The following is a 17,010-nucleotide window of genomic DNA, read 5'->3' on the forward strand; positions in this document are numbered from 1 at the left end:
CCCAACTTGGGATGGTGCTGGTGCTGGGCTTGAGTCCGTTGGCGCAGGCGATTGCGACCGTGCAACTGCCTGACATCAAGGTCGCGGGTGACGACACCTCGGGCGAGGTGACCCCGCCCGGCGTGACCACCATTGGCAAGCTACCGCTTAAGCTGCGGGAAACGCCGCAGTCGGTGAGCGTCATCGACCACGAGCGCATTGAGCAGCAAAACCTGTTCAGCCTCGATGAAGTGATGCAGCAGGCCACGGGTGTGACGGTGCAGCCGTTCCAGTTGCTGACTACCGCGTACTACGTGCGTGGCTTCAAGATCAACTCTTTCGAATTGGACGGTGTGCCGGCGATGCTCGGTGAAACCGCCGGTTCGCCTCAGGACATGGCGGTGTATGAGCGCGTCGAAATCCTGCGTGGCTCCAATGGTTTGCTGCACGGCAGCGGTAACCCGGCGGCCACGGTCAACCTGGTGCGCAAGCGCCCACAAAAGGCATTCGCCGCCAGCACCACCCTCAGCGGCGGCACCTGGGACCGTTACCGTGGCGAAGTGGATGTCGGCGGGCCGCTGACCCAGACTGGCAACGTGCGTGGGCGCGTGGTGGCGGCCTACGAGGATCGCGACTACTTCTACGACGTCGGCAAGCAAGACACCCAGTTGCTCTACGGCATTACCGAATTCGACCTGAGCCCCGACACTCTGCTGACCCTGGGCGCGCAATACCAGACCATCGACTCGGTGACCAACATGGCCGGCGTGCCCATGGCCAAAGATGGCTCGAGCCTGAACCTGTCGCGCTCCACCTATCTGGATGTGGATTGGGACCGCTTCAAGTGGACCACACGCCGGGTGTTCGGCTCTCTTGAGCAGCAACTGGATCACGACTGGAAAGCCAAGGTCGCCGCCGAATACCAGGATGCCGACTCAAGCCTGCGCTATGCCGGTGCTTTTGGCGCCATCGACCCGCTCACCGGCGATGGCGGCCGTTTGACGGGCGCTGCGTATAAATTCAGCAGCACCCAAAAGAGCGTTGATGCCTCGGTCAATGGGCCGTATTCATTATTTGGCCGCAGCCATGAGTTGTTGTTGGGCACCAACTACAGCCACGGCGAAACCGAGCAGCGCACCGCCCAGTTCACCACATCGCTCAATGTGCCGGTGAATGTCTATCGCTGGGACCCGAGCAGTGTGCCCAAACCCGGTATCGACGCCTACAAGTCGCCCGGTTCCACGACGACCACTTCCAAGGGCGTCTACGCGCTGACCCGCTACAAACTGCTCGATCCGTTGACCCTGGTCATCGGCGGCCGGGCCAGTTGGTGGGACCAGGACGCACCGACCAGCCACTTCACCCCCGGCCGGGAAATAACCCCGTATGGCGGCTTGATCTGGGACTTTGCACAGAACTGGTCGTGGTACGCCAGCTACGCCGAGGTCTACCAGCCGCAGACCGGGCAAACCTGGAGCGGCGACCTGCTCAAACCGGTGGAGGGCAAGACCTATGAAACCGGGATCAAGGGCGAGTTGGCGGACGGGCGTTTGAATGTGTCGCTGGCGGTGTTCCGCATCGACCTGGAGAACAACCCGCAAGTCGACCCGGACCATCCGGGTGTGGGGTCGACCACCTATTACATCAGCGGCGGCAAGGTGCGCAGCCAGGGCTTCGAGCTGGAGAGCAGCGGTTATATCACCCCCGAATGGAACGTCTCCGCCGGTTATACCTACACCAGCACCGAGTACCTCAAGGACACCAACGCTTCGGGTGAGCGCTATGCCAGCTTCACGCCGCGCCACATGGCGCGGGTGTGGACCCAGTACGAGTTGCCGTGGCAGGACCGTCGCTGGAGTGTCGGCGCCGGCGTGCAGGCGCAAAGTGATTACTCCACCCAATCCGGGGCCGTAACCCTGGAGCAGGGCGGCTATGCCTTACTCAATGCGCGGGTCGCCTACCGCATCGACGAGCATTGGACTGCCGCGGTCAACGGCAACAACCTGGCGGACCGCAAGTACTACCAGAGCCTGTCGAACGTCAATTGGAACAACCGCTATGGCGAACCGCGCAGCCTCAATCTGACCCTGCGAGGTACATTCTGATGGGCGCGCCGGCCCTTGGCTCCTGGCCGCTGCGCATTTGCCTGGCGCTGGCGGGCAGTGTGCTCAGCAGCCTGCAACTGGCCGTCCTGCTGGCGCGGCATTATCCGTGGGGCGGTGGGCTGGAGCGGCTGTATGCCGGCGTGTTCGTGGGCTTGGGGTTTCTGGTGACGGTACTGCTGTGGTCGTTGCTGGCGCCGGATCGCAAACGCGTGATGTGTCGCTCCAGCGTCTGGCTGCTGCTGTTTACGCCCTGGCTGCTTTGGGATGGAGCCTGGCGATGAACCTGATGGGCGCACCGAGGGCATTGGTCCAGCGTGTACACGCCGGCGCAGGCGGGGTGTTTGGGGTGCTGCTGTTCGTGATCCTGCTGACGGGGGCATGGAGCATGGCCCATGAAGACTTGCGCGCCTGGTTTCGCGGCCCGGCGGCGTTGGCTCACGGGCCGGCGCTACCGGTCGCGCAATGGCCGGCTATCGCTCGCCAGCGCGGCCTGGCGCTCGGTGAATTGCGCATTCGTTTGCCGGACAGCAGCCACTCGGTGGTCGAGTTGTGTGCATCGCCCAAGGACTGCACGGTCGCCTTGGACCCCGTCAACGGCCGTGAGCTGGCGTCAGGCAACGCGGCCGATATCCTGTTCAACCTGCACAAAAGTCTGTTCATCGGTTTTCCCGGCCGGGTGTTGATCAGCTTGTTGGGCGTGGTGTTGTTGCTGATGATCTGGGCGGGCAGTGCATTACACACTGGGCGCCTGCAAGACCTCAAGCGCCTGCGACGCGACCGTGGGGCACGGGTGTTCGCCCATGACTTGCACAGCCTGATCGGCCGTTGGTGCGGGCCCTGGTTGCTGTTGTTTGGTATCACTGGCGCATTGTCCGGCCTGGGGGCGCTCGGCACCTTGGGTCTTGCCGCACAGGCGTTCCCGGGCGCTCCGCAGCAGGCGTTCATGCAGTTGCTGGGGGCACCGCCGCAGGTCGGCCGAACAACGGCTTCGGCGCCGGCGGTCGATCTGGATCAGTTGCTGCACCAGGACGCCGTCGCCCATCCGGGGTTCTCTGCTCAAAACGTCGCCTTGCACCACTGGGGTGAGCCGGATGCCTGGGTGGAAGTGAGCGGTATCCAACAAGGCCTGCCCAGTACGGCCGTCTTTGAACGGCATGCCTATCGCGCCGCTGACGGCCTCGTCGTCGGTTCCAGCAGCGCCAGCGGGCGCGGGCTGTGGTTGCAGGCGTTTATTGCGGTGCAGCCGCTGCACTTTGCCGACTACCGCTGGGTGCCTGTTGGCGGGTCACTGCTGCGTGCCGTGCATTTCGGCATGGCGTTGGCGGCGGCGGGGTTGGTGCTCAGCGGCTTGTACCTGTGGCTGGAGCGTCGGCGCCTCAAGGCCGGCGGCGGTTGGCAGGTGCTACTGCGCCTGGTGATCGGCGGCGGCGGCGGGTTGCTGGCAGCCACGGCGGTATTGCTCTGCGCGGGGGCGCTGGGCAGTGCCAACCTGGCGTGGTGGTTCTGGGGCGGTTGGCTTGCCAGCCTGCTGCTGGCCTGCCTGATGCCCCCCAGGCGTCAACCGCTGCACCTGCTGCTGGCCGTGACGGGCCTGGGCTTCCTGGCGGCGGCGCTGCTGCACCTGGCCGGCAGCCTGAAACAAGGCAGCGTGCCGCTGTGGCCCATCGATCTTGTGTTGCTGCTGTGCGCGGCCAGTGCCCTGTGGGCGTTGCGTCGCCTGATTTCTTTTACGCGTGCGGCACGGTCTGCCGCCGCCAATGTTGCCTGAGGGGAGACTTGTAATGCTGGATCTGTTGAAACATTGGCGCATGGTGCTGACCTTTGCACTGCTGTACCTGTCCCAAGGCATTTGCTTCGGCATCGCCATGGACGCCTTGCCAACCCTGCTGCGTCATGACGGCGCGGCGCTCCACGCCCTGGCCTTCCTGCCGTTGGTGGGGATACCGTGGGTGGTCAAGTTCCTCTGGGCGCCCCAGGTGGATAACCATTGGAGCCCACGCCTGGGACGGCGGCGCAGTTGGATCATTCCCATGCAGATACTGGTGCTGCTGTGCATTGCCTGCCTGGCAAGCATCGGCCTGCGCGTCGAGACGGCAGGCATCGCCGTGGGCCTGCTGATTGTTGCCTCGCTGGCCAGCGCCACCCAGGACATCGCCACCGACGGCATGGCCGCCGAGTACTTTACAGGCAACATGCTCGCGCGGATCAACGCCATTCAAGTGGGCGGCACCATGGTCGGCTTCTTTGTTGGCGGCGCCGGCACCTTGCTGCTTAGTGGCTACCTGGGGCAAAAAAGCGCGTTCAGTCTGCTGGCTTTAGTGCCGGCGTTGAGTTTGGTGTGCGTCGGCTGGTTGCACGTGGCACCGACCAAGGAGAAACAGCCAGATGTGGCACATGCCTCCTTATGGCGGTTTATCAAGCGGCCGAAGGCGCTGGCGCTGGTGGTGCTGGCCTTGTTGTCGGCCATGACTTCAGTCTCAGGTTTTGGCTTGTCAAAGCTATTCCTGAATGACGCGGGTTGGTCTTTGCAGGCTATCGGCCAGCTGGGCATGAGCGGCGGCGTGGTCACCATCGTCCTTGGCTGCGGTGGCGGCGCGTGGTTGATCCGTGTGTTGGGGTTGTGGCCGACTTTCATTCTGGCGGTGGGCATGGCCGGCGTTGCTGCGTTGACCTGGCTGCTTCAAGCCAGCGGCCTGCTCGCCACGCAAACCGGACTGATCTGGCTGGCCGTGGGCCTGGGCTCGTTCGGTACCGGCGCTACCTCGGTGGTGATCATGACCGCGTCCATGGCTTTCGCCGCCCAAAGCGACCAGGCCGGTACGGACATGACCGCCGTGCAAAGCACGCGTGATTTGGGGGAGATGCTGTCTTCGACATTGCTGGTGGGGTTGACTGCGCAGGTGGGCTATAGCGGCGGGTTTCTTGCGGGGATTCTCATGGCGATCCTGGCGTTGTCAGTGGCGCTGAATGTGTCACGTCAATATGTGGGCGAGAGGGCGGCGGACTGAGCTTTTTATTGGCTGATGGATAAGTGGGTATTCGCCTTCTGTTGCTGACATAAAAAATCCCACAGGGCGCTGGTCGCGAAGGATGTCGATCCTCGAGATCAGCGACGGCCGCTAGGCTTCTTCTAGGACGGCGCGTACAGCCTGGCACACATCATCGGGCCCGGGCGCCTGGCGAAAGTTTCGGACGTGTTGTTGGTGGGCGGCGAAAGCAGTCCCTTCGACGACATTTACCAGGCTGAACCGCGGGTCTGGCTGGATGTTTTTCTTGGAATTTATGATGGTTAAATCCAGTAAATTGTGGCTAAGCTCATAAAGAAATCGATAATACACAAAATAAGGGAGTTACGAGGCCTGATAGAATCTGGCATTGATTCTATGATTTTGAGAATTGGCTGGCACGGAATGGGCTGGGCCGATGGAACGTGTTTTTCGGAGCCTGAAAACTGAGTGGATACCGACCGTGGGCTACATGACGGCCCAAGAGGCTCAGCGCGATATCAGTCATTATTTGATGCATCGCTATAACTGGATTCGGCCACACCAGTTCAATAACGGGCTGGCACCAGCTCAGTCCGAAAAAAGACTTAACGTCGTGTCCGGGATCAGTTGACCACTACAATCACTCCGGCCTGACGGCTTGGAAAGCTCAGTACGGTCCGCTGTCGTGAAAAGCTGAGGTCCTCGAGCCGTACGGTATTGGATAGGGTAATTAGGGTTGCTCGCGAACCTGCATCCATTCGAAAAAATCTTCGGATGCAAAGCCGACGCTGCAGTTCGCGTCGAACCGCTCGTTGATTCTGATTAGAGTCATCCGCTGAGCTTCTTGTGGTGAGGTTGGGAAGAAAGCTCCACCAGGTTCGCTGTGCATGAAAAAATCGCCGAGCTTGGCTCCGCAGTTTTCGCAGTGATTCATCAGGTAACGGCTGCCTACCGTTTTGCTGTAGGCCTGCTTGAACTTGTTAGTGAAGTGATGGATCTGCTTCGTGACCCCGGGAGAGAGGCTGGCGATATTGGAGACCGTTCCGCGATACCCATGGCACTTCCATTCGCCGAGGTTGCTTGTGAGCGCGAAATCTTCGTCCTCATCCTCGTAGTAATCGAACTCTTCGTGTTGCTCGGGCAGCTTGAACGAAAACACGCGGGTCAAATTAGAACAGCCCCAGCAGTCGGACACTGACTCTATGATGTAGTAATACGGTGCTCTGACCCTAAATTCAGGTCCGTGCTCGAGGTCTGCCTGCTCTGTTACGGGTAGCCATTGAGCCAAGGGGCCGATGTCGACACCCTCGGGGATGTACCAAGTCTTCAGGCCCGGGTCCCACTTGGCACCGAGTGATTTCGCTTCATCTTTTTCTGAGAAGGGGACTTTTAGATCAATCCTTGCCATTTCTGTATCCGTACGTATTGCTCATCAGTAAGCGTCAGATCCCATGCTAGAGCCTTCTAGCTTTGTTGGGGACCTTCGAGTTCTAAAAAAAGAGCGACAAAGCAGGTTGATGGCGGGATGTGCTGCAATAGCCCGCTGGTCTGTCTTGGTCAGAGGTTAATTCATAACTGCGCTCAATGGTTGGGTCTTCAATCAGTCTGTATATGTTGCCTGCTAACCGACTATGGCTGTTATCTGAGGTCGACCAAGTTTAGGCCTTAAAAGGAGGCCTATAACTCGGCTCAGGGCAGCAGCCAAGTGCTGTTTGGGGTAGTGGACCGGATGCCGACTGCCTGGCAATGCTCCAGAATCGGCAGAATGTAGGTGATGTTGGTACGGCCCGGCTTGCCTTTTGCTCTGTAACGAGCCGCTTGGCAAAGTGGGCCGGCGTTTTCGTACGTATGGTTGGAGCTGATTTCCACAGCTTGTGCTTGGCCGAAATGATTGTTACCGGCGAGGTAGTCCAACGTTTGCTGGAAAGCTGTTCGAGTCAGCGCCAACTGCGAGTCTTTCGATCCGGTCTCAATCACAACACGATTTGCGTCAACGGTCGTGATACGGAAACGGGCGCTACGCGACGGTGTTTGCAGTTCCTTGCCTTGCAGGCGGCTGATCAATGCCCAGAGAGTGTTGTCGACTTGAGTGATGTGCTGCATGGGATAGTTCCTTCGTTGCTGAACGGGCGCGAGCTTTAACCTGAATCGACTTATGGAATCTTGATCCCCAACGCATTCAGCGATGGTGTATCCATCCGGCCATTCACGGTCAGCCCACTGTCCATCTGAAAGGCCATTAACGCCCCACGTGTTGCTTTGCCCATCACCCCATCAATGGAGCCTTGGTAATAATGGCGCACCATAAGCGCGGTCTGCACACGGGTGACCAAGTTGCTTTTCTGCTCATTGGTCGCGCGGCTCTTAGAAGTGCTCGAACTTGTCCCGCTGGTAGTGCCAGACGACTGATAAAGGCTGTTGCTGCTTGGGGTGCTGCTCGAAGCACTCGGCGCGCTGTAGCTTCGGGTGCTGGTAGCGGGTGGGCTGTAGTAGCGAGGTGCGCTATAGCCACCCGAGCCGCTGTAGTGAGAACTGTGCGAGCTGTGGGAGCTATGTGAACTGTGCGAGCGATGTGCCGCATAGATGTTCACGGCGTCTGGCACATTGAGCGTATCGGCAAATACCGGGGGTTGCAGCTTGTCGGCAGGCTGCCAGTTCGCATCGGCGAGCGACATATTGCCTGCCTGGGCCAGGGTGGTACCTGCCATCGGCAGCAGGGTGATCCCACTGATCAGGACTTTCCAGCGGTCAAGCAATTTCACTGTGCACTCCTTGCGTAGGCGCTAAAGGCCTCGGTCGATAGTTGTCGTACGCCGCGGCTCTGCCAGCGGTCGGTGTGGGATTTGAAGAAGCCGGAGCAATGTTTGACGGCTGCGCATTGCTGGCAGGTATCGATGAACAGGTTCTTCCAGTCCGAGATGCTCTGCCGGGCGAAACGCGAGAGGTGGGCCGGGATCAGGCACAGGGGCAGGTTGTAGATCGAAACCGGCACTCCTCGGTTGAACAGGAAATACACGGCCTGGCTCAACGACTCCTGATAGTCCAGCGGGTCAATCCACAGATCTTCGTAGTTTTTCCTGGCCAGGCCGGTGCTTTCGATACCCATCAGCGCAACATGCCGCACGAAGGACAGGTTCCTGAACACGTAGTGGGCGAGCTCTGGCAAGCGTGGCGCGGTCAGGCGATTGAGCACCACGCGTATCTCGATGATCTGGTTGGCGCGCGCCAGGTTGTAAAGGCCTTGCAGGGTTTCGCTAAACGCGCCGGGAGCCTGCACCACATGGTCATGGTCTTCGGCATTGTCGGCATACAGCGGGATGCCCCAGCTCAACTGAGGGTGACCGATGGAAGAAAGCGCAGCGATCCAGCTCGGGTCTTGGAACAGACGCCCGTTACTGAGCACATGAATGGATTTCTGCGGCAAAACGGCTTTGCACTTGGCCAGAATTTCGAGCAGGCCATCGCGATAAAGCGTTGGTTCTCCGCCGCTGATTCCCAGATTTTCCTCGCCCTGGTCCATCAGGTCGATTAGCCGTAGGTTCTCCTCGATATGCCAACGGTCATCAATATCTTTGGGCGGCTGCGGGCACATTAGACAGAGGCTATTGCAACGATCGGTCATAAACAGCAGGTTGCTATCCGAGCCTCGTCGATAGAGCACTCGCACCAACGCGTTGCCGGGTGTGATGGCAATGACATCGCCGGGCTGCACGACATCCGCATCTTTGGGTGTGTGCAGGTGTAGGTGCGCGCTATCGAAGTCGCCAATCAATGGCTCTGGGGTCAGGAATCCACCCACTGGCAATGAAAGCAAGTTCGGGCTTCGTAGCCTTTCTTGGTTTGGTAGCCAAAGTAGCAGCTCACCGAAGTCAGCGTTTCCGGCACAAACAGCCAAGCCTTGTTCGATGAACTCATCCAGAGTGATGACCTTGAGCAGTTTCGGCTCATTAAGATGATGGATTTCGAAGTGGGTATCTTTGCGTAGCATCGCCATCAGCCCCTGTAACCCGGAAATCGAACATCGTTGTAAGAGCGCCTGTTCAACCAAGACAGCAGCACCCTTTGGACGTTGTCGTCGCCATCGCAAAGCAGGCCGAAAAGATGCTTTAGCAGCCCCATGTTCTTTTTGCAGAAGCTGCTGAACACTCGGTGTCCGATCGGGTCAGCTTGGCGGGCATAGTGTTCGATAGGGTCGGCACCACAGTACGGGACAAGTGCGCAGTCGGAGCAGCCCGGCAGCGCCTCTGCTACACCACTGGCGAGCAACGCATTAATAACGGGCGATGCGAGTAATTCAGACAAGGGTTGGTGTACGGTGCCGAGCCTAAAGCCTTCTTCACCCATCTCCAGCAACATTCGGGCTTCGTCCGATGGATAGACGTAACCGTCATAGTTGTAAACCAGCGCTGCAGTGCCTGCGCCAGCAGGGGAGCGGAGGTCTACATAGCCGGAGGAGAAGGGTGTCAGGATATTCTTCAGCAACAGGCTCGTATAACTCTCTGAGAGGTATACGCCCTGTTGGTTGATATGCAGCAAATAGGCCAGTGCCTTCTTGTAGAAGGCCAGGTATCGCTCAATAGGGTAATCAAGTCGATGGGCACTCTTGGTGGCAAACCCATAAGGGCTCAGAGGCCGAAGCGAGATGCTGGAGAAGCCCTGGCTTACATACTCATCGATGATCGCCTCAGGCTGTTCGAGGCTTCTTGAAGTCAGCGTGGTCAACGCGGAAACTGCATCATGGCCAAGGCGCTCACGGACCCACTGGATGCCTTTTACAGTGCGCTCGTAGGAGTCTCGTGACGGGGTAGGGCGGTTGGCATTGTGCAAGGGCGCCGGCCCATCGAGCGAAGTCGAAAACTGGATGCGATTTTGTTCTGCGAAGTCGAGTATTTCCTCCGTCAGGTGGTGCAGCGTGGTGGTGACGACGAACTGGATATCCCGTTGTTCGACCACGTTCCGTTCAACGATCCATTCGACAATCTGGCGGACGCGCTCGAAGGCCAGAAGTGGCTCGCCACCCTGAAACTCCACAGTCAGGGCGGGAGCGTTCGATTCGAACAGGCGATCGACCGCCGACTGTGCATCCGCTTCCGACAGGTCGTGGCCGGATCCTCCCAGAGGGGCCCGCGACACTTGGCAGTACTGGCAGGTGTGGTTGCAGCGCAATGTAACCACGAACAAGTGCAGTGCAGGGCCCTGGAAAATGAAGTCCTTGCGGCTGCGATACTGCGCGGCCATTTCAGGGAACGGGTCGTGGCGGCATGGTTCATAGATGAAGTGGCGGGCCAGCAGGTCCTTGTAAAAAGGCGTACTTGCTGGAACGTCGAAGTAACTGAGGGCTCGTAATTGCGCGTCGTTCACGTGCATGTACTCACCGGTATCGGAGGTGAGTAGGATGTCACGGTCATGTCCCGTGTTCATGCGCATGAATCGAAAAGGCAGCAAGCGGTAGTGCTTGGCGTCTGTCGCAATCAGTGTCACTGCGAAACCCCACATCCAGCGAGCGCGGCTCGGGCCAGGACTTCGCGCAACCCTACTGTTTCGCGGTTGATATGGTCGCGTAGGGCGAAGTCGTTCAGATGCTGGAGGATCAGCGAGTGAGTCTGCTCCGGGGAAAGCGTTAGCCTTGCTTCAGCGGGGTGGGCCGTGAGACTTATCTGATTGGTTTCAATACCGACCTGGATCGCGACAGTGTCGGCAAGGGAATAAGCGGCGCGTTGCACCACGCTGAGCGGGTAGGCTTCGCTGTCGAGTTTCAGCGTGACAGGCCATGTCATCGGAACCGCTCCTTCAAATCCGTTGGGAACGTGTGGATATTGCCGGTTTCCGAGGCATTGTGCCATCATAATTTTTTACATTTGCACGCATTTGTCCAGCGTGGTGGGTGGTGCGCTCACTAAGGCTCGGCCATTGATACGGGGGTAGGGCCGAGGGTTCATATCTCCCTCAGTCCAACCATCCTCATCCATAGCCTGCTTGGCCTCAGGCTGGGGGCATCCTTTTCAAACCATCCAAAGCATGCCCTCAAATATGCCCCCAATGTCGCAATCCACTGGAAGTGAATGGAGCTACATGGTTTGTGGAAAGGCAAAAAATGATCAGATTAACAGCCTGCCAGACGACGCCTAAAGACTCTCAGGGTCGCCGAAAAACATCTGAATCCGCGACCTCAACCACCGTTCCCCCGGGTCATTATCCTGCGACCCACGCCACGCCATGTGCAACTCGAACGAACGTACCGGCAGCGGCGGTTCTTCAGCCCGCAAGCCGCCTGCGGCCGTCAGGGCCTCGGCGGCGTAGTCCGGCACGATGGCGACGATGTCGGTGCCGGCAAGCAGGGTACCCAGCCCGTTGAATTGCGGCACGGCCAGTACCACATGGCGTTTGCGGTCGAGCTTTTCGAGTTCTTCGTCGATAAACCCACTCAAATCCCCGGCAAACGACACCAGCGCATGAGGGCGGGCGCAGAAGTCGTCCAGGCTCAGGGAGCCCGGTACGCTGTCGGCGCGCAGCAGTTTCGGCAGGCTGCGGCGCAGTACCTTGCGCTTGGCGTTGGCCGGCAGGTCGGCGGTGTAGCTGACGCCGATGGAGATTTCGCCGGAGGCCAGCAGGCCGGGCATCAGGATGTAGTTGACGCGACGTACTACCAGCACGATGCCTGGGGCTTCGGCGCGCAGGCGTTTGAGCAGTTGGGGCAGCAGGGCGAATTCGACGTCGTCGGACAGGCCGATACGGAACACCGCGGTGCTGGTGGCCGGGTCGAATTCGGCGGCGCGGCTGACGGCGGTGGAAATCGAGTCCAGGGCCGGGGAGAGCAGGGCGAAGATTTCTACCGCACGCGCCGTCGGCTCCATGCTGCGTCCGGTGCGCACGAACAGTGGGTCATCGAACAAGCCGCGCAGGCGCGACAAGGCGGCACTGATGGCTGGCTGGCCGAGGAACAGTTTTTCGGCGGCGCGGGTTACGCTGCGCTCATGCATCAAGGTTTCGAATACGATCAAGAGGTTCAGGTCGACACGACGCAGGTCGTTACGGTTCATCTTGTGTCCTGGAAGAGTCAGCTTACTTGACGAGAGCGGCCTTTTAAGAACCCTTGGGCTCTAGTCAGACGCATGAACGGCATGAATCTTACGGGGAAAGACTGGTACTCTGCATTGGATTATTGAGTTTTCCTACGATACTTGAGGTGTATTCCTCAGATGCGGAATCAATGACAGACATGTCGACTATTAACGGCGACCGGTGGTCTTACCCGGAAAGCCCAGATAAAGTTCATGGCATTAGAGGTTACTTTGACGAGGTTTGCGATGTCCCGCACGATTCGTTTTCACAAGTTTGGTCCGGCCGAGGTGCTCAAATGCGAAGAGCATGCAGCCGCACTGCCCGCACCGGGCGAAGTGCAGGTGCGTGTCGAAGCGATTGGCATCAGTTGGTATGACATTTTGTGGCGCCAGAACCTGGCGTCTTCCCATGCACGTCTGCCGTCCGGCCTTGGTCATGAGATGGCCGGTGTCGTCACCGCCGTGGGCGAAGGCGTGGATGACTTGGGCGTGGGCGATAAAGTTGCCAGTTTTCCCGCCGAGAGCCCCAACGATTATCCGGTGTATGGCGAGCAGATCGTCCTGCCCCGTTCGGCCCTGACCCGTTACCCGGATGTCTTGAGCCCCATCGAAGCCAGCGTGCACTACACGCCGTTGCTGATCGCTTACTTTGCGTATATCGACCTGGCACGGGTCAAACCTGGGCAGTTCGCCCTGGTGACCGACGCCAGCCATTGCGCCGGCCCGTCGTTCGTGCAATTGGGCAAGGCCTTGGGTGTGCGGGTGATTGCGGCGACCAAGAACAGCGAGGAGCGTGAGTACCTGCTGTCCCTGGGCGCGGAAAAGGTCATCGTCACCGAAGAGCAGGACCTGCTGATGCAAGTCAACAAGTTTACCGACAACCGTGGCGTCGACGTGGTGTTCGATGGCTTGGGCGGCCCGCAGATGTCGTTGCTCGGTGATGTACTGGCGCCCCGTGGCAGCCTGGTGCTGTATGGCCTGCAGGGCGGCAACCAGACACCTTTCCCGGCGTGTGCGGCGTTCCAGAAAAACATTCAGTTTTTCGTGCACTGCATCGGTAATTTCACCGGCAAGCCTGAACTGGGCATCGCCCAGGACGCGGTGGCGATGCAGCGTGCCCTGCGCGATATCAACCAGTTGACCGCTGATCGTGTGCTCGTGCCACTGAAAACCACGGTGTTTCCGTTCAGCCAATTTGTGGAAGCGCACCGTTATATGGATGAATGCCCATGCCGCGAGCGGGTCGCGTTGCAGGTTGAAGCTGTTTAAGGTGTAGGAACATTCGCAAAACGAGTATTTCCGGCAAGGGGCGCATGGGGCAAATGCGCCATTTGACAGGGCTGAACCCGCACCGCCACTGAAGCGCCTACCTGGCCCTTTAGCCCCTGAACTCTATCCTTACTCCCTGACGCCGCCCTGAATTCCAGTGCGGCGTCGTCGTATGCGCGCGATTCACGTGTTGCGCGCCGCTCATCTGCACTGGTTTCCTTCCGGCTTCTGTATCTATTAATCATTATTCCAGCACTGATAATTACACCTTCACTTTCATCTCAAGGACTGAGCAATGAATAAATGTCTAACGCCGCTGTCACGGGTTCCTCGAACTAACGGTGCGGTAACGGCGTGGTGCCAGAGGAATAGGGAATTCCATGAAAAGTCTAAAGTCGGCAAGTGGGGAAGTTGTCGGGCTCTATTTGTCGGACGCTTCTTTAAGTTGTTGGTTAACGATGTGTAGGAGCTTGTCGGAAGGGTCCTAAGGCTGTTGCCTTGATCCGTTCCTGCCCAGTAAAGCCTGGCGTTGATGCGTTTATTGGGCAATGGGGAGCCTCCAAGGGGACCCGTGTCGTTTTGTTGCGCGGTGCTAGTGTTTATTCGTCGGCGCACAAGGCGGCACACGAACTTCTTACTCACGCAAGTCATTAAGTCGGGCAAGTCCTGTCGACACTTGCTTGAAACTGATATTTCAACTCAGGTAGTAGAACGATGAGCACTATTCACGAACAGGCTATGAATTATGTTTACCAGCAAGTTCTGCAGCGTTTGATCGGGCACTTTACTCGTGCGGAACGGACGGCACTGCAGTTGTTGGTGCAGCGAATAGTTGTGGCGGCCGGAGGAATGGAGCAGGTCGGGGATTACAGGGTACTGGTGGCCCACGGCGGCGGCGAAGTCAGCAGCTACACCCTGGCATTGCTGCGCGCAGCGCAATTGAGTATCGCCATGCGAGCCCCGCGCACCTTTCATTTGCGGGTCGCGACGTTGCGTCACTCAGGCATGACCGAGGGCCGGCTCGACACCATCAATCGAGGCTACAGCCGCTTGTTTCTCCACGATGATTCACGGGTGGAGTTACTGATGGTGGAAAACCAGGATGTCCAACCGTTCAATCATCAGCGCCCGGCCTCTGCCGTAGGCCGGGAAGTCAGCCAGCGCAATATGCTGATGGTGGGGCACGTGACGTCTGGAGACTGTCGCGCGACGCTGTGCAATGACACCTACCTGTCCCTGGGGGATTTTTACCAGCGTGTCAGCACTTGGAACGGCGGTGTGCATGCGCTGGTCAGCGGTGACTCGCCGCGCAAGCAAAGCCACTTGCTGGCTTGGCTCAAGAAAACCGCCCAGGGAAGTGGCATCTCAGTCGCCCGGGGCTGGCCGCGCTCGCTCAATGGGTTGTTCGCGCGAATGGAGGAGTGGAGCACCGGTTACTACCGCGATGTCTACGGCGAGTATTACGTGGCCAGCGATAATCCCAGCAAAGCGAGTCATCGCCACTTGGCCTACATCGGTGTTGCCGACTTGCTGTCGGACGCCGACCCAGCAACATCGACGTTGCTCAGTGAATTCATGGCCTACGCTCCCGACCCGCTGGGCTTTCACTTCAGCTACCCGTCCTATTCCAACCCGTTGCTGATGGCCCACCTGCGCGGTTTGCAGGCGCAGAGCTTGCGAGAACTCGACTACGGCGAGGGTGTGGAAGGGTTTATCCAGCAGGCAGCGCCGTATATGCGGCGCTTGCACATGTCCGAGGAGTTGCTCGCCCAGGCAAGCACCCGCGAAGGTCGCATGCTGTCGAGTACCTATGCGAATCAGTTCTTTGGCTTGGATGAAACTCAACTGACCTGCCTGCTGTTTTCACCATTCATCCACCATGGTGAGCGGCTGGAAGGCTATTTGCGCCAATGCCACCCCGGCATGCTGGTGGCACTGCCTGAGCTGCACAAGGTGCTGCAGGGCAAGCCGTCCTCCGAGATGCTGCAGCAGTGGGTCACTGACACCAGTGGCTTGTCCATGCCCTTGCTACAGCACCTGTACCGCAAGCGGCCACTGGCGGGCGTCCAGTTGCGCGGTGCCTGCGCAACGCCGCGCGGCCAAGCGCGGGCCTGTCAATTGTCCGGGCGATGATCCTGCGCGGCGAACGGCAGGCGGACTTTGCGTATCAGGCGGTCTATCGCTACATGATCAACCTGATTAACGAAGTCAGTACCGATGGGCGGGTAAAGCTGCCCTCCCTGCGGCAATTGGCGGTGCGCTTGAACGTGTCGATTTCGACGATCCAGTATGCCTATTCGCTGCTGGAGAAGGAGGGCAGGGTCTATTCAGTGGCCAAGTCAGGGTATTACGCCTGGCCTATCTCGACGAGCCCGCCGGCCGGAGGCGGCGACTTGCTTGATCGGCTCTACGCTGCGGCACGGAGTCCCGGCATGGTGGTGCTCAGTGGCGATGAACCCGCACTGTTGGCCTCCCTGGATGCAACCTTGTTGCGCCTGGAGCGGGAACTGGTGCGCCAGTACCCGCGCCATTTGCAACCCTGGTCCCAACCGTGCGGTGTGTGGGAGCTGCGTGCGGCACTGGCGGCGCGCTACACCTCGTCGCCCACGCGCTGCTGGCATGCCGATGATGTCTATATCGGCGCCGATCTGCGCGGTGTGCTGGAGATCCTGGTGGAAGTGTTGGGGCTTAGGGGGACCACGGTGATCGTGGAATCGCCCTGTGACTGGTTGATCCTGCGGCTGTTCCAAGAGGCGGGCGTGCGCATCATCGAGTTGCCCTGGACACCGGAAGGGCGCCTCGACAGGATCACCCTCGATCAGCTGTTGCACGATGAGCCGGTGCACCTGGTGATGCTGTCGTCGGCCGTCAGCCTGCCCTCGGGGGTGGTCATGCCGGCCAGCGACCGCCTCGGCGTGGCGCAACTGCTGGAGCACCACGGTTGCTGGTTGCTGGAAAACGACACCTTTGGCGAATTGAGCTTCAATGCGCCGCAAACCGCGCTGCGTGAGCTGGTCAACCCTGAGCGGCTGATCGTGTTTTCGGCATTCGACAAAATCCTCGGTTCGGAAGCGCCCTATGGCTATTTGCTGTCCCGGCGCATGAGCAGTGAATTGCAGCGCCAGTTCCTGTTGCGTTCGTTCCGTTTGTCGTCGATCCGTCAGCGCGCCATTGCTCGCCTGTACCAAAGTGGACGGATCGACCAGCACTTGCGCGTCCTGCGCCAGTTGCTGCGCGAGCAGGCGGCGCAGATGAGCCAGCGCCTGGACGAGCACCTCGGCGATCACGTGACCTATCGGCCGCCGTGCGCCGGCTCGACGTTCTGGCTGGGCTCCACGCGGGCGGTGGATATGCGCCAGGTGTTCCAGCGCCTGCTGGCCGAGCAGGTGGTCATGGCGCCCGGTGAGCTGTTCAGCGTCCGGGGCCTGCATCATCAGCACCTGCGCTTGAGCCATACCTTCCACGGGCAGCCCAACCTCAATAGTGCGCTGTCTGCATTGGGCGAGGCACTGAGGCACGCGCAGATGGGCTAGGTGCGTGAAATTTCTCTTGGTGTTGTAGGATTTATAACGTCGCGTAGCAGTCAAACTCTCAGTAAACTGCCGTTTT

The 17,010-nt window shown here is 59.4% G+C and carries 14 protein-coding genes and 1 pseudogene; 8 read left to right on the forward strand and 7 right to left on the reverse strand.

The window, feature by feature from the left end; genetic code table 11:
- Positions 1-11 precede the first annotated feature (11 nt).
- The 5 genes and pseudogenes from ACLH0J_RS18180 to ACLH0J_RS18200 form a co-directional block, all read left to right on the forward strand.
- Positions 12-2,084, forward strand: coding sequence for a TonB-dependent siderophore receptor (locus tag ACLH0J_RS18180; RefSeq protein WP_411388434.1), 2,073 nt, complete (start codon positions 12-14; stop codon positions 2,082-2,084).
- Positions 2,084-2,365: a hypothetical protein gene (locus tag ACLH0J_RS18185; protein ID WP_411388435.1), complete on the forward strand. Its 282-nt coding sequence runs from the start codon at positions 2,084-2,086 to the stop codon at positions 2,363-2,365. Before ACLH0J_RS18180 ends, ACLH0J_RS18185 begins: the two co-directional genes overlap by 1 nt.
- On the forward strand, positions 2,362-3,852 hold the full coding sequence (locus tag ACLH0J_RS18190; RefSeq protein WP_411388436.1) for a PepSY-associated TM helix domain-containing protein: 1,491 nt from the start codon (positions 2,362-2,364) through the stop codon (positions 3,850-3,852). Before ACLH0J_RS18185 ends, ACLH0J_RS18190 begins: the two co-directional genes overlap by 4 nt.
- Before the next feature lie 13 nt (positions 3,853-3,865).
- Positions 3,866-5,092, forward strand: coding sequence for a RhtX/FptX family siderophore transporter (locus ACLH0J_RS18195; protein WP_411388437.1), 1,227 nt, complete (start codon positions 3,866-3,868; stop codon positions 5,090-5,092).
- Positions 5,093-5,504: 412 nt separating this feature from the next.
- Positions 5,505-5,702: pseudogene (locus tag ACLH0J_RS18200) on the forward strand (IS3 family transposase); the annotation flags it as partial.
- A 99-nt stretch (positions 5,703-5,801) separates the two neighbouring features.
- Here the strand turns inward: ACLH0J_RS18200 and ACLH0J_RS18205 are convergent.
- From ACLH0J_RS18205 to ACLH0J_RS18235, 7 genes are all read right to left on the reverse strand, one after another.
- Positions 5,802-6,479 (reverse strand): DUF5710 domain-containing protein, encoded by a 678-nt coding sequence (locus ACLH0J_RS18205; RefSeq protein WP_411388438.1) that lies wholly within the window; start codon positions 6,477-6,479, stop codon positions 5,802-5,804.
- A 281-nt stretch (positions 6,480-6,760) separates the two neighbouring features.
- Positions 6,761-7,174, reverse strand: a complete 414-nt coding sequence (locus ACLH0J_RS18210; RefSeq protein WP_253507533.1) for a hypothetical protein — start codon at positions 7,172-7,174, stop codon at positions 6,761-6,763.
- 50 nt (positions 7,175-7,224) lie between these two features.
- Positions 7,225-7,833, reverse strand: a complete 609-nt coding sequence (hxsA, locus tag ACLH0J_RS18215) for a His-Xaa-Ser repeat protein HxsA (protein WP_411388439.1) — start codon at positions 7,831-7,833, stop codon at positions 7,225-7,227.
- A complete protein-coding gene (gene hxsC, locus ACLH0J_RS18220; RefSeq protein WP_411392858.1) occupies positions 7,830-9,065 on the reverse strand; it encodes a His-Xaa-Ser system radical SAM maturase HxsC in 1,236 nt (411 codons plus the stop codon). The genes hxsA and hxsC overlap by 4 nt, the downstream gene beginning before the upstream one ends.
- The gene (gene hxsB / locus ACLH0J_RS18225) at positions 9,065-10,552 is read right to left on the reverse strand and encodes a His-Xaa-Ser system radical SAM maturase HxsB (RefSeq protein WP_411388440.1); all 1,488 of its coding nucleotides are present in this window, start codon (positions 10,550-10,552) and stop codon (positions 9,065-9,067) included. Before hxsB ends, hxsC begins: the two co-directional genes overlap by 1 nt.
- The gene (gene hxsD, locus ACLH0J_RS18230; protein ID WP_411388441.1) at positions 10,549-10,848 is read right to left on the reverse strand and encodes a His-Xaa-Ser system protein HxsD; all 300 of its coding nucleotides are present in this window, start codon (positions 10,846-10,848) and stop codon (positions 10,549-10,551) included. The genes hxsB and hxsD overlap by 4 nt, the downstream gene beginning before the upstream one ends.
- Positions 10,849-11,196: 348 nt before the next feature.
- Positions 11,197-12,111 carry a LysR family transcriptional regulator gene (locus ACLH0J_RS18235; RefSeq protein WP_411388442.1) on the reverse strand — a complete coding sequence of 305 codons (915 nt, stop codon included), beginning with the start codon at positions 12,109-12,111 and terminating at the stop codon, positions 11,197-11,199.
- A gap of 267 nt (positions 12,112-12,378) precedes the next feature.
- On the opposite strand from ACLH0J_RS18235, the gene ACLH0J_RS18240 reads away from it, so the two are divergent.
- The 3 genes from ACLH0J_RS18240 to ACLH0J_RS18250 all read left to right on the forward strand — a co-directional run bounded on the left by ACLH0J_RS18240 (position 12,379) and on the right by ACLH0J_RS18250 (position 16,934).
- Positions 12,379-13,401 (forward strand): zinc-dependent alcohol dehydrogenase family protein, encoded by a 1,023-nt coding sequence (locus tag ACLH0J_RS18240; RefSeq protein WP_411388443.1) that lies wholly within the window; start codon positions 12,379-12,381, stop codon positions 13,399-13,401.
- A gap of 714 nt (positions 13,402-14,115) precedes the next feature.
- The gene (locus tag ACLH0J_RS18245; RefSeq protein WP_411388444.1) at positions 14,116-15,534 is read left to right on the forward strand and encodes a hypothetical protein; all 1,419 of its coding nucleotides are present in this window, start codon (positions 14,116-14,118) and stop codon (positions 15,532-15,534) included.
- Positions 15,531-16,934, forward strand: coding sequence for a PLP-dependent aminotransferase family protein (locus ACLH0J_RS18250; protein WP_411388445.1), 1,404 nt, complete (start codon positions 15,531-15,533; stop codon positions 16,932-16,934). Before ACLH0J_RS18245 ends, ACLH0J_RS18250 begins: the two co-directional genes overlap by 4 nt.
- Positions 16,935-17,010: the final 76 nt, after the last annotated feature.

The sequence above is a fragment of the Pseudomonas sp. MPB23 genome (assembly GCF_046605395.1).
Lineage (GTDB): Bacteria > Pseudomonadota > Gammaproteobacteria > Pseudomonadales > Pseudomonadaceae > Aquipseudomonas.